This window comes from Erwinia sp. HR93, from assembly GCF_034555055.1.
Classification (GTDB): Bacteria; Pseudomonadota; Gammaproteobacteria; order Enterobacterales; family Enterobacteriaceae; genus Apirhabdus; species Apirhabdus apintestini.
Genome location: NZ_JAXUDP010000001.1, coordinates 717,817 through 731,758, shown reverse-complemented (window position 1 = coordinate 731,758; position 13,942 = coordinate 717,817). Strand labels below are relative to the sequence as shown.

General features: G+C 42.4%; 11 protein-coding genes and 1 pseudogene. 5 read left to right on the top strand and 7 right to left on the bottom strand.

All coding sequences use genetic code 11. The features are described from left to right. Positions 1-140 precede the first annotated feature (140 nt). The 4 genes and pseudogenes from mnmE to tnpA all read left to right on the top strand — a co-directional run bounded on the left by mnmE (position 141) and on the right by tnpA (position 4,500). Positions 141-1,505 (top strand): tRNA uridine-5-carboxymethylaminomethyl(34) synthesis GTPase MnmE, encoded by a 1,365-nt coding sequence (mnmE, locus tag SFA31_RS03530; RefSeq protein ID WP_322836730.1) that lies wholly within the window; start codon positions 141-143, stop codon positions 1,503-1,505. 397 nt (positions 1,506-1,902) lie between these two features. Then, positions 1,903-3,171, top strand: coding sequence for a hypothetical protein (locus tag SFA31_RS03525; protein WP_322836729.1), 1,269 nt, complete (start codon positions 1,903-1,905; stop codon positions 3,169-3,171). A 191-nt stretch (positions 3,172-3,362) separates the two neighbouring features. Then, on the top strand, positions 3,363-3,935 hold the full coding sequence (locus SFA31_RS03520; RefSeq protein ID WP_322836728.1) for an NADPH-dependent FMN reductase: 573 nt from the start codon (positions 3,363-3,365) through the stop codon (positions 3,933-3,935). A 209-nt stretch (positions 3,936-4,144) separates the two neighbouring features. Next, positions 4,145-4,500: pseudogene (gene tnpA, locus SFA31_RS03515) on the top strand (IS200/IS605 family transposase). Positions 4,501-4,776: 276 nt separating this feature from the next. Here tnpA and SFA31_RS03510 read toward each other — a convergent pair. Beyond that, positions 4,777-6,114, bottom strand: a complete 1,338-nt coding sequence (locus SFA31_RS03510) for an NCS2 family permease (RefSeq protein ID WP_322836727.1) — start codon at positions 6,112-6,114, stop codon at positions 4,777-4,779. A gap of 169 nt (positions 6,115-6,283) precedes the next feature. Between SFA31_RS03510 and yieH the strand changes: the two genes are divergently transcribed. Next, positions 6,284-6,949, top strand: a complete 666-nt coding sequence (yieH, locus tag SFA31_RS03505; RefSeq protein ID WP_322836726.1) for a 6-phosphogluconate phosphatase — start codon at positions 6,284-6,286, stop codon at positions 6,947-6,949. 105 nt (positions 6,950-7,054) lie between these two features. Here yieH and SFA31_RS03500 read toward each other — a convergent pair whose 3' ends face one another. From SFA31_RS03500 to pstB, 6 genes are all read right to left on the bottom strand, one after another. After that, positions 7,055-8,194 carry an ABC transporter permease gene (locus SFA31_RS03500; RefSeq protein WP_322839279.1) on the bottom strand — a complete coding sequence of 380 codons (1,140 nt, stop codon included), beginning with the start codon at positions 8,192-8,194 and terminating at the stop codon, positions 7,055-7,057. Then, positions 8,175-9,098 carry an ABC transporter ATP-binding protein gene (locus SFA31_RS03495; protein ID WP_322836725.1) on the bottom strand — a complete coding sequence of 308 codons (924 nt, stop codon included), beginning with the start codon at positions 9,096-9,098 and terminating at the stop codon, positions 8,175-8,177. Before SFA31_RS03495 ends, SFA31_RS03500 begins: the two co-directional genes overlap by 20 nt. Further along, the gene (locus tag SFA31_RS03490; protein ID WP_322836724.1) at positions 9,091-10,050 is read right to left on the bottom strand and encodes an HlyD family secretion protein; all 960 of its coding nucleotides are present in this window, start codon (positions 10,048-10,050) and stop codon (positions 9,091-9,093) included. Before SFA31_RS03490 ends, SFA31_RS03495 begins: the two co-directional genes overlap by 8 nt. Before the next feature lie 50 nt (positions 10,051-10,100). After that, the gene (locus tag SFA31_RS03485; protein WP_322836723.1) at positions 10,101-11,807 is read right to left on the bottom strand and encodes a lysophospholipid acyltransferase family protein; all 1,707 of its coding nucleotides are present in this window, start codon (positions 11,805-11,807) and stop codon (positions 10,101-10,103) included. A 570-nt stretch (positions 11,808-12,377) separates the two neighbouring features. Then, positions 12,378-13,112, bottom strand: a complete 735-nt coding sequence (phoU, locus tag SFA31_RS03480; RefSeq protein WP_322836722.1) for a phosphate signaling complex protein PhoU — start codon at positions 13,110-13,112, stop codon at positions 12,378-12,380. Positions 13,113-13,156: 44 nt separating this feature from the next. Continuing rightward, positions 13,157-13,930 (bottom strand): phosphate ABC transporter ATP-binding protein PstB, encoded by a 774-nt coding sequence (gene pstB / locus SFA31_RS03475; protein ID WP_322836721.1) that lies wholly within the window; start codon positions 13,928-13,930, stop codon positions 13,157-13,159. Between the last annotated feature and the right edge of the window lie 12 nt (positions 13,931-13,942).

Below are 13,942 nucleotides of genomic sequence, written 5' to 3'. Positions count from 1 at the left end.
CTCGCTCTAACCAGAGTGTGATTGCTAAATTAAAGGCACTCAATTCACTTTAAAAATCCGGCGTATATTCTCTGCGTAATATTCATCGGTAACGTTTTTATCAATGCCTTATCACAGGCTGGCCAGAACAGAGAAAATTTATGAGCCACAGCGATACTATCATTGCTCAGGCAACGCCGCCCGGACGCGGCGGCGTCGGTATTTTACGTATTTCCGGCACTCAGGCACGCCACGTTGCACAAGCGGTATTAGGAAAGTTGCCTAAACCCCGCTACGCAGATTACCTGGCGTTTAACGACGCTCACGGGAATGCGCTCGATCAGGGGATTGCCCTTTGGTTTCCGGCACCGAATTCGTTTACCGGTGAGGATGTGCTGGAGCTTCAGGGGCACGGCGGCCCGGTTATTCTGGATATACTACTCAAGCGCATATTAACTCTGCCAGGCGTACGCATCGCGCGACCGGGAGAGTTCTCCGAACGGGCATTTCTTAACGACAAGCTGGATCTCGCCCAAGCCGAGGCCATTGCTGATTTAATTGACGCCAGCTCTGAACAGGCGGCGCGTTCGGCTTTAAGCTCGCTGCAGGGCGCGTTTTCCACGCGCGTTCATACACTGGTGGAAGCACTTACTCACCTGCGAATCTTTGTAGAGGCAGCCATTGATTTTCCAGACGAAGAAATTGATTTTCTGTCAGACGGGAAAATAGAGGCCCAGCTCAATGAAGTGATTGCCAGTCTGGAAGCCGTTCGCGCCGAAGCGCGCCAGGGCAGCTTGCTCCGTGAAGGGATGAAAGTCGTGATTGCCGGGCGGCCCAACGCCGGTAAATCAAGCCTGTTAAACGCGCTGGCAGGAAGAGAAGCGGCCATTGTAACTGATATTGCCGGCACCACGCGCGACGTCCTGCGCGAGCATATTCATATCGATGGAATGCCACTGCATATTATCGATACCGCAGGTCTGCGCACGGCCAGCGATGAAGTGGAGCGTATCGGGATTGAACGCGCATGGCAGGAGATTGAACAGGCTGACAGAGTGCTGTTTATGGTGGACGCCACGACAACCCCCGCCACTGACCCGCTAGAAATCTGGCCAGATTTTATCGCACGCCTGCCGCCGCACCTACCCATTACCGTTGTACGTAATAAAGTGGATATCGCGGATGAAAAACCGGGGCTACGTGAAGTTAATGGTCACTCACTTGCCTGCATCTCTGCCCGCACGGGTGATGGAATAGAAGCCCTGCGCGAGCACCTGAAGCATTGCATGGGCTTTGATACACAACTGGAGGGTGGTTTTCTGGCACGCCGCCGCCATCTGCAGGCGCTGGAACTGGCCGCTGCACACCTTGAGCAGGGAAAAGAGCAGCTTATTGGCGCGCGCGCCGGTGAACTGCTGGCTGAAGAGCTACGTCTCGCCCAGCAGAGCCTGAGCGAGATTACCGGCGAATTCTCCTCAGACGATCTGCTGGGCCGCATTTTCTCAAGCTTCTGTATCGGTAAGTAAACCGCACCCTGGCCGCAATCGCGGCCAGGGATTGTTAGTGGGTATTTACTTAAACTTGTTTAATTTTAATCCAAAATTCCTTTCAAATTAAAATAGTCATCGTAATAACAGCAAGAAAATCTTGCTACTACTAGCACACGCCTGACAATGTGGATTATCATTAATAAATATGTTTAGCAGCTGGTCTATATTTGCTTCCCATACAAGCCAACTAGGCTATTTCAGCCTAGAAAAATAAACATATTCTCACCGGCAAACATACTGATGAACGTTATGTATATGAAGATAGCTGACTTTTAAAATTGACTTTATTATTAACTATGACTATAACTAAAACTAAAAAAACATTACGCAATATGTCATCATATAATAGTACCTCTAATGGTTGAGAGTAATCATGAACTACATTAACCTTATAATATACTTACTACTAATATCGCTACCAACCTATGCTGAAGAGAGCAAAGGTATAAAAGAAATATCAGCAAACGGACATCAATTTTTACCTGATGAGCATTTCCCCACAACAGGATTTAGTAATGCATCTTTTAATATTCTCCTTTATGAGAATAATTCTATAACCGATTACACATGGCATTCAAATAAAAGCTGGGCTTCTATAGATCAGAACGGAAAAGTTATATTAGATACCCCCCCCACAGAAGATGATGGAAGTGTCATCATAAAAGGTGAATCAAAGAAGGGAGATGAAACTATAACATATCCGTTTACTATAACCACATGGTTTATAAATGGAGGAAATGTACGCTATCCTATAAATAAATTACAATCAACTTGTGCTGCTAAAAAATATGATGTACCACCTTTTAAAATCATTACTAATGCAACCGTTGGAAATACAGGCTCGCGTAATGCAGGTACACTTTGGGGAGAGTGGGGAAATCTCGCAGCATATGGATGGCCTACAGATATAACATACTGGACTAATGATGTTGGCCCTGAAGGTTATCATTATCTTTCAAGTCTAAAAAATGGATATCTGTATAACGATTACAAAGTAGGCAATGATACTGGAAGTGTATTTATTGTTTGCAGTAAAAAAATGGCTTCCGCATCAAAAATCAAAAGTATTACGGCAAACAACTTTACTTACTCCATTGATGACAACTTTCCTAACACAGGTTTTATAGGTGCTAACTTTAAAATAAACATCGATAATGATAAAAATGTAATCTGGAAAACGGACAGTAATTGGATAAAAGTAGATAACAACGGGATAGTGACTATTTTAGAAAAACCTTCACCTGAAAAAAACAAAGCAACCATTACAATAAATTTTAATGGTACAGAAGAGGAATACGCCTTCACCATTAAAAAGTGGTTTATCAATGCAGGGAAAACAAAATATTCAATTTCTAATGCCGTTAACTATTGTAAGAATAAAGGATATAGCCTTACCAGTTACAAAAATATAACTAATGCGATAGTCGGCGGTTCCGGTACCAGAGGTGTGGGTAACCTCTGGAGCGAATGGGGGAATCTAGCAACCTATAATTGGGCCACAGATATTACTTACTGGACTAATGATATAGGACAACAAGGTTATCATTATCTTGTAAATCTGAGTAGTGGGTATTTATATAATGACTATAACGTAGGCCAAGATAAGGGAAGTGTTTATGTAGTTTGCTCATTAGATATATAATTTTATAAGGTGAAAATCACTCCCAGTATTCATATAAGGAGACTTTATCTACCTTAATGAGCTGGCGCCCGAATAACAAAATGCCAACCATTAACGCCCCCACCGCGCCAGCGTGCGGTATGATAACCGGACTCATCTGCCCGTATCGTGCTGTCACACGGCGGCATGACAGACCTTCATAAGGAGTCAGCATGTCCGAGAGTTTGAATGTTGTTACGCTGTTGGGGAGCTTACGCAAAGGCTCATTTAACGGCATGGTTGCCCGCACATTGCCCAAAATTGCTCCTGCAGGCATGCACATTGACGCGCTTCCCTCGATTGGGGATATTCCACTCTACGATGCAGATATGCAGGAAGAGTCGGAGTTTCCCCCACAAATAGAGGCAATAGCAACGCAAATTCAGGCGGCTGATGGCGTGGTTATCGTTACTCCAGAATACAATTATTCCGTGCCCGGCGGCCTGAAAAACACTATCGACTGGCTTTCCCGCCTGCCTCAGCAACCGCTTGCCGGTAAACCCGTGCTTATCCAAACCAGCTCCATGGGGGCGATAGGCGGCGCGCGCTGCCAGTATCATTTGCGCCAGATCCTGGTCTTTTTAGACGCGCAGGTAATGAATAAGCCCGAGTTTATGGGCGGTGTAATTCAGAATAAAGTGGATACAAACAGCGGTGAGGTCATCGATCAAGGTACTCTGGATCACCTTTCAGGGCAGCTTAGCGCATTCGCGGCGTATATACAGCGCGTGCGTATACGGCCTTAAATACGCTCCCATCGCGATAAAAGGCCCGCTCACGGCGGGCCTTTTCATTGCCGCCCCTAAACCCCCTCCCGGGGAGGCGGTGATTGATCCTGTAAAACTATAGCCTGAAGAATGCCCATGGCGGAATATCTCTGCTTACTCACCGCAGGTAGACCAACACGGGGCTTTACAGGCGTTCATCACAGGTATATTGGCGTTGCAAATAGCATATAGTTTGGACGCCAAAGTATCGATTCAGGAGCCTTAAAGACAGGCCGGGCAAGGAGCTTTACCGGACAATCTACATTCTATGCGGAATAAAGGATTGTGAAGTTCCGGAGGTAAATGTTCAGCCAGCTCATATACATCTGTGGTCATCGTCCCACCTAAAACCTCAATATCAACGCTAACGGGTCATTTGAAAGGTCGCAGTACCATCAGGCTCTGTAATCGTTTTCCACCCATCGGGAAGAAGCTCCGGGGAAACCATTTTTGGCGCCGTGGGTACTTTAGATACGGCAGGTGTGAACGAAGAAATACTCAGAAGATATGTGCGACATCAGGAGAAAACGGAACAAACACATGAACAGCAGATGGAATTGCCAGAGCAATAAGCGGAAGGTGACAATAGCTCACCTTACAGGGGGCATCTCAAAAGCCTCTTTCTATAAGTAAGGTGGTCTTTTATTGCCGACTGAAAATCACTTCCTGTGGGCGTGGTCATCAACAGGTTTTGGCTCTGCCCTGCTGTTTTGGGACTTAAATCTTACAAGACTGGCAGAGGCTTTTTTAAGGGATTTGGTGCGCCCCTGAGGGGCATCAAAGCAATGCCGCCTTCTATGAAGGCGGATTTTTACTTAGTTTAGTGGCTATCGATAAATGCGATTTTTAATATAAACAGTAGCGCGACCACAACCACGCACAGACTAAGATCGCGAAAGCGCCCGGTGAATATTTTCATGATGCAATAGGAAATGAACCCCATCGCAATACCTTCAGTAATAGAGAAACTAAAAGGCATCATTACTGCGGTAATAAAAGCGGGCACCGCTTCAGTTAAATCCTGCCACTGAACGCGCGCCAGACTTGACGTCATGAGTACGCCCACATAAATAAGCGCTCCGGCCGCCGCATAGGGGGGTACCATTCCAGCCAGTGGAGCCAGGAAAATAACCAGTAAAAACAATAGGCCAACGACAACGGCCGTTAACCCGGTACGCCCGCCTACCGACACGCCCGACGTAGACTCCACAAATGCCGTCACTGAAGAGGTGCCAATAAAAGAGCCGGCAACGGACGAAAGGCTATCGACAAATAGCGCCTGTTTCATACGCGGAAAAGTGCCCTTCTCATCGGTTAACCCGGCTTTATCCGTAACTCCAATCAGGGTTCCGGAAGAATCAAACAGGTTGACCAACATAAAAGAAAAAATCACGCCCGCCAGCCCCAGATTCAAAGACCCCGCCAAATCAACGTGCCCTACAACGGAAGTTATATCGGGCGGAAGCGACACGACACCGCCATAGTGCACATCGCCAAACAGCAACCCAAGAACGGTCGTAACAACAATTGAGACAAGCACGGCTGCATGAATATTACGCGAAGCGAGGATAGCAATAATAAAAAAGCCCAGAATCCCCAGCAACACACTATGAGACGCCAGCGACCCCACTGAGACCAAGGTTTCCGGGCTGGCGACAATCACTCCGGCATTTTTTAGCCCCATCATGCCAATAAACAGGCCAATTCCACTGGTGATGCCTACGCGTAAACTCAGCGGAATATTGGCTATCATCCAGTAGCGAATACGGAAAACGGTGAGTAATAGCAAACCGACTGCGCCCCAAAAAATCGCGCCCATGCCAACCTGCCAGGAAAGCCCCATCGCGCCCACCACTACAAACGCAAAAAAAGCATTCAACCCCATCGCCGGTGCCAGCGCGACTGGCAGGTTCGCGATAAAGCCCATCAAAATACTGCCCAATGCAGCAATCAGGCAGGTGGTAACAAACACCGCCTGAGTATCCATGCCCGCAGCGCCTAAAATTTGCGGGTTAACGAATACGATATAGACCATCGTCAGGAAGGTCGTAAAACCGGCGATTACCTCTGTACGCGCCGTAGTACCGTGGCTGCGCAATTTGAACACGCGTTCAAGCAGCCCGGAGGGTGCATCCCGGCGTATCTGTTGTTGGCTCATGTTTGTTTCCGAACGTTTAAGGAGGTCGACCAGGCCGCTATCCTATACCAAAACGAATGTGAATTAATGCCGAATTAGCAAATTTTTAGGGCTTATTTCCTATACGGCATCGATTGCGTAGCGCAAACATCGTAAAGTAAACGCCTAATATTCAAAAACAGGAAAAGGTATGTCTCAGATTGATGCAGTATTTTTCGATTGCGACGGTACCCTGGTGGACAGTGAAGTCATTTGCTCTCGCGCCTATGTTCATATGTTCGCCGAAAGCGGCATACATCTGGAACTGGAAGAGGTTTTCAAACGCTTTAAGGGCGTAAAGCTCTACGAAATCATCAATACTATCAGCAAAGAATATGGCGCTCAGCTTTCACCCTCTACGCTGGAACCCGTATATCGTGCTGAAGTCGCGCGGCTCTTCGAGAGTGAATTGCAGGTAATTCCCGGAGCGCCAGAGCTGCTTAACCAAATTACGGTGCCTATGTGCGTAGTATCCAATGGCCCTGTCAGCAAAATGCAGCACTCGCTTGGCAACACCAATATGCTGCACCATTTTCCAAATAAATTGTTTAGCGGTTATGACATTCAGGCGTGGAAGCCCGATCCGGCGCTTATGTATCATGCGGCGGCGGCAATGGATGTTGCCACCGAACGCTGCATACTGGTTGATGACTCTGTCGCCGGTGCGCAGTCGGGAATAGCCGCCGGAATGTCGGTGTTCTATTTCTGCGCCGATCCGCATAATAAACCGATAAACCACCCTAATGTGACGACATTTAAGCATCTTAGTGAGCTGCCTGCACTATGGCAGGCCCGCGGCTGGTCGTTAACGCGATAGGCAAAATACGGTTCGAAGTAATGCTTTAATTTTATTTAAAAGCTCCCCTTATTAAAATAATAAGGGGAGCTTTTGTAATTAATTTTTTTATTAACTGAATTGCTATTAATCCAGGGTTTTACGGTAGGTTTTCAATCCAATAAAAATAACAACGGCGGATAAGATAAATAAAGGCAGTAAATCAGGTAACAGCTCAATGAGTGTGTAGCCTTTCAGCATAATCCCTTTAATCAACCGGATAAAATAAGTTAGCGGGAGGCATGAACCTATCGCCTGCGCCCAAACAGGCATACTGATAAAAGGGCTGATAAACCCAGACAACATCACCGACGGAATAAAATAGAAAGAGGACATTTGTAAAGCCTGCAACTGACTTTGCGCCACGCCAGAGATAGTAATCCCTAGCGACAGACATAAAAAAATATACATAATTAAGACTGAGAACAACAGAAAAACATTTCCCATTAGAGGAATTTTAAATAAGTAAACTGCAAAAACAAGTATCAGTACAGACTGGAAAATACCAATAAGAATATAAGGTGTTATTTTACCCAAAACGACTTCCAGCCCGGTGACAGGTGAAACCAATAAGTTTTCAATGGCGCCGCTTTCTCTCTCCCTGGTAATAGCAAGAGCCGTCATCAAAATAAGTGTAGTGCTCAATATCGAACCAATAATTCCTGGGATCGTATTATATTGAGTAATACCTTCCGGATTAAACATTTTATGGATAACTAACTCAAAAACATCCTCACCCTGATTGGTAGTTAATGCATCGGGTAAATCATGCTGAAAAGCATTTTTGGATACCTGTACAATAGCGCTCAATGCATTGCCTATCGCCATTGGATCGATAGCATCGCCCTGAATAAGTAATTTTGGTTTCTCTCCTTTTAATATCCTTTCTGAGAACCCTTCCGGGATAGTGAGAATAAAAATAACATCGCCATTAATGAATGCTTTTTTAGCCTCCGGCTCGGATGAGAAAGGAATCATTGAGAAGTAGTCAGTATTTTGGGTCGCACTGATAAATACCTGGCTAAATCGCCCTGTATCATAGTTAAGCAACGCGGTAGGAACCCTGTGTGGATCCATATTCACAGCATACCCCAAAATAATAAGTTGAAATAATGGCGTAAGAAAAATCATACCAATGCTGATTTTATCTCTTCTCAATTCATGTAGTTCTTTAATAACAATACCGATCCAGCGTGTTATAGAAAAATTAAGTTTCATTTTTTTCATCATTCGATTTCATTAACCAAGTGAAGGCATCTTCCAGATTCGTATCGACTTTACTGAACTGATATTCTCGGGTTAAGTTTTGGGAGATAATTTCTCCCAATTTTCTTTCATCGCGTGAGGTAACAAACAATTTATTTCCAAAAATTACGGTTTGTTCTATTGAAGGAAATTCCAAGAGTCGGCTTTCTATTTCACTCAAGTTTGTTCCAGTTATCTGTATTGTCGTTAGATTCTGCGCTTTAATAATATCCTGAATTGTTCCACTGGCGAGTAATTGTCCATAAGATAGGTATGCTACTTTATGGCATCGCTCCGCTTCATCCATATAATGCGTACTCACAAGAATGGAAATACCTTCATCGGATAAACGATGTAACGTTTGCCAAAATTCACGTCTTGCTTTTGGATCGACCCCAGCCGTAGGTTCATCTAAAAATAATAGTGAAGGCTGGTGTAACATGCAGGCAGCTAACGCCATTCTTTGTTTCCAGCCTCCGGAAAGGTATTTTGCCAATTGATCCTGGCGAGCCGTTAAACCTAAATCAGTCAGCGTTTTCTCAACTCGCTGTTTTCTCTGATCCAAGTTATGAAGCCTGGCGACAAAAAGCAGATTTTCTTTAATGGTCAAATTTCCCCACATTGAAAAATGCTGTGTCATATAACCAATGCGCTTTTTTATGTCATCGCTTTGGGTAAATATATCCATATCAAGACAGCGCCCGCTACCCGAATCCGGTGTAATAAGCCCACACATCATGCGTATTGATGTCGTTTTTCCACTGCCATTAGGCCCTAAAAAGCCATAGATCTCGCCTTTATGTACCTGGAGCGAAAAATCTTTAACCACATGATTTTTAGCAAAATGTTTATTTAGCTTTCGGACATCGATACACAAATCACTCATGAGGAACTGGCTCCACGCGCACAGGTTGGCCAATTCTTATATTCATAGCCTGATTTATATCAGGAATAGCCTCTACCATAAAAATAAGCTTCTCTCTGCGGGAGGTACTATAAATTACGGGCGGTGTATACTCAGCCTGAGGGCTAATGTAGTTTATTTTCCCGGATACGGTTTTATGAACCCCATCGCTGTAAATTTTGACCTTCATACCCACATGGAATTTTGCTAATGTTGATTCTGGAACAAAAAAACGTATTTTTATATTTTCAGGGGGAAGCAGACTAATTATAGGTCGCCCTGCAACAGGACGTTCACCAGGTCGATATATAACATCGTATATCAATGCATCCTGAGGCGCAGAAATAAAGGTTTGCTGAAGATCCCATTCTGCTTTATCTAACTGTAATTTAGCTGATTCTACGCGTGATCTTTGATTACGAATCTGTTCATCGCGCGCAGGCAGGTTTTTAGCCACCAATTGCCTGGATAATTCTTTAACTTGCGCCGATTTCTGCGCAAAATCATTATTAAAATTATCCCATTCCGCTTCAGAAACAACCCGCTTAGAATACAGTGGTCGATACCTCTCTAGCTGACTCTTGGCAAGTTTAAGCGCCGCTTTAGCCCTTTCAAGTTGGGCTCGAATAATATCTAATTCTTCTGGGCGCTCACCAGACTGCATATTATGAAGAGATGAAACTTCAGCTCGATAATTCTTTTCAGCTATTTTTTTTGCATTTTCACTCGGGAAATCATCCATTTTAACTAAACGCTCCCCTTTCTTTACAGTTTCACCTTTTTCTACGTAGATCTGGGAAACTTTCTCTGACATGTTGTAAGACAGATAAACAAAGTCTCCATAAGAATAGCCAGGAAAAAGCTGGCTATTAGTATCCTTACATCCTATGAGTAAGGTTGTTAATATAGTTAATATCCCTATCACAAATCGCATAACTATTTTCTCTAATTCAATTACGTAAGTCTTAATAGATACAAAGTTAGTTAATTATTGCCATCTACACTGTAAACAAAGTGTTTGATATATATTTCTTTCAACTTCGAAAGTTCATAGGTATTAAGCGCTGCAATTGAATTAAAGTGGTCATCTTTTACAAAAGCATGTATTTTAGAACCACCTGGTTGAAACCACCTAGCCGCTTGTTTGTATGGCCATGGAAGATCTTTTCCATGTTTTTTTATTTCTTCATTTAGTTTTTTCCAATCAGCATCAAAATTATCACCGCTGAAAATATTATCAATACTACTACAATCAAATCCATATGAGCCATTAATGGAACATAACAAGTTCCCTTCTGAAAAATACTTCTGATAAAAAGAAACAATTAACTTCTGAGCATCAGTTGGGTAAGACTGAGATATGGATAATACACCTAATAGGTTCTTGCACCGTGGGTACTTTGCAATAAAGCAAAAGATTCCTTTCCATAGTACATCAATAGCATTTGTTTTTTGGTATTGATGTTGGACAAACCCACGGCCAATTTCGATACTTGACTCTAAATTTGGAATTAGGCCTTCTTGATAATTAAATAAAGAGTAGCTATAAAGACCAGCAAACCCTTTGTTTTTAATTTGCTCATCTATATATATTACCCTGTATGCTCCCGCAATTTCTAACGTATTTGGATCCCACAAAATAATATGATAATAATCTCTATCATAGATATCGTTATCACGAAGCGCACCTGTGCCAGCACCAATAGATCGATAAGAAATTTCTCTAAGTCGCCCAATTTCCCGCAATACTGCTGAATAAGATGACCCATTATAATGATAAAGATAAACAATTTTACCATCTGACATTCTTTTTAGAATTTCGCATTCATTCAATTCTGAAATTAAAAAAGAGCGTTTTTCCGGTATCGCAACTGGGGGAAGCTCGGGCACTATGCCTTTTTTCCCATTTCCGGATAGAAATAAATGTCGCTGTATTTTTGCTGCTATATCAGAATAATCATTATCGGATTTCTTAATCTTCGATAAATCGATTTGTTTACACACGGTGATCCGCAGACGATTGCCGCGTTGCCTCAATGCCTCTCTCATTATCGTCAGATTAGATAATGGGCGATAAATTAATGCCGTAATATAATACCGGATACTATTTCGACCATGGATATGTATTGGTACTATCGCCGCTTTTGCCTTAATAGCTAGCTGAATAAAGCCCGCATGCCACGGAGATTCACGCAGCCCGGTTAACCCCGCACTTGCCAGACGCCCAGAAGGACATATAATAAGAACACCACCATTTTTAAGATGATCATTCATCTCTTTATATTCTTTTCTCCCCATGCTTCCATTCATATTATGAATGCCAATTGTCAGCTCTTTAACCTGAGGAAAAATAATCGTCAGTAAATGATTAGCGATAAATTTAATATCAGTACGCACTTTAGAGATCGTTTTTATAAGAGAAATACCATCAGCTAAAGTTGGGTGGTTAGAAACTACAATGACTGGGCCAGTAGCTGGTATTTTATTATATGCATCGCTATTTATATCAATATTTAATTCAAAGGTATCAATAACAGACTCTACCCAAGTAATACCTGTCGCTGCTTCATTTTTTTCAAGTAAATGAGTTACAGATTTCTCTGAGAAAATCCATGTTATCAACTTATGTTGCCAGGGAGACAACTTCTTACCAGGTAAAAACTCATTAATTATTTTATTTATAATTTCCATTTAAAAATCCTGACATCCCTATTCAATGTTAAAATTACTAACCATTCAATTTTTACGATAATATCGAAAGCATGTGTGTATTCTATTTTTATGGATTCACATAAATAGCCACCCGTATAAGTCGAAATGAAAATCAAATTGTACAGAGATACTATATATCAGAAGGAGGGATTTCTCATTCGTTATTCCAGGTAGATATATTTATGATTTAATAATATTTTTAATCATTTTATAAAATACCCACTTAGAAAAATTTATTTATATTAGATATTCATTGAGAGGTAACAATAATATAAAAATATCGACAATCGAGATAGGGGCTGCAATAATAATCTTTAAAAACAACAAGTTAATATATAAAACACATCCTTTAGCATCACTTTTTTATTAAGTATTGTTATAAATTAATAACAATTTTTTATTAATAACCTATTTTCCCATATAGCGTCTTACGCATTATCGCTCGTAATTTTATTTAACCGATTACTTTCTCAGGTGAAACTAAACGATAACTTTCATTATTAATGCTATTAATTTTTAATAAATAATCGTCATGGATAGTACTTGCTATTAATAATTATTGTCTACAAAATCATTCCCGGAGAGTCGCCGCTCTATTTCATCACCATTGATATGTCTGAAATCATGCCCTTTTACAAAATAGAATATAAACTCACAGATGTTTTGACAGCGATCGCCAATGCGTTCAATCGAGCGCGCGCAAAACAAAGCAGTTAATACATTGGGAATGGTTCGGGGATCTTCCATCATGTATGTCATAAGCTCACGAACAATACTTTCATATTCACGATCGATTTTTTGATCTTCATGGTAGATTCGAATAGCGTCTTCGATATCCATTCTTGCAAACGCATCCAGAACATCGTGTAGCATCTGTATTGCATGTCGGCCTAAGGATTCCAGGCTTACAATTAATGGCCGATGCTGCTGCGTAAAACTTTCCAGCGCGGTACGGCATATCTTATCTGCCACATCGCCAATTCGCTCGAGTTCAGAGGTAGTTTTAATGATTGCCATTATCAGCCGTAAATCACCGGCCGCTGGCTGTCGCCTGGCAATGATACGTACACAGGCTTCATCAATACTCACCTCCAGCAAATTAACTTCTTTATCACCATCGATAACACGCAGCGCCTGCTGACTATCCTGATTAAGCATCGCCGTAATCGCATCGGTTAGCTGTTGTTCAACCAGCCCACCCATACTCATTACCTGCGTGCGGATATGCGCCAATTCGGCATTGAATTGACCAGAGATGTGGTTATGCAAATTAAGATTATCCATTGGGTTTTCCAGGTACAGTTGTCGTAAAAATGGCCCAAATATTATTAACCGTAGCGGCCGGTAATATAATCTTCAGTTTTCTTATGCGCCGGTCGAGTAAAAAGAGTATCGGTATCACTAAATTCAATTAATTCACCAAGGTACATAAAAGCGGTTTTATCGGAACAGCGTGCCGCCTGCTGCATATTGTGTGTTACTATGACAACGGCATAATCCTTTTTCAACTCAGTAATTAATTCTTCAATGCGCCCGGTAGAGATAGGGTCGAGTGCAGAACAGGGCTCATCTAAAAGTAATACCTCCGGTTGTATTGCTATTGCACGCGCAATACATAATCGCTGCTGCTGACCTCCAGAAAGCGAATATCCGCTTTGATGAATTTTGTCTTTTGTTTCGTTCCACAATGCGGCTTGCGTTAATGCCCATTGCACGCGTTCATCCATATCCGCGCGCGATAATTTTTCAAATAACCTTACTCCAAAGGCGATATTGTCATAAATAGACATGGGAAACGGCGTTGGTTTTTGAAACACCATCCCCACTCTGGCTCGTAATAAAGAAATATCTTGCTGTTGAGTAAGTATATTTTCTCTATCCAGAAATATATCACCTTCAGCCCGCTGCTCAGGGTATAACGCGTACATTTTATTTAGAGTACGCAGTAAAGTAGATTTACCACACCCTGAAGGCCCAATAAAAGCCGTTACCTGTTGTGATGAAATATCCATGCTGATGTTTTTCAGAGCCTGATATTTTCCATACCAAAAATTTAGATTTCTAATCCTTATTTTTTCACAATACGTGGACTCAACATGCATATCTATCGCCCT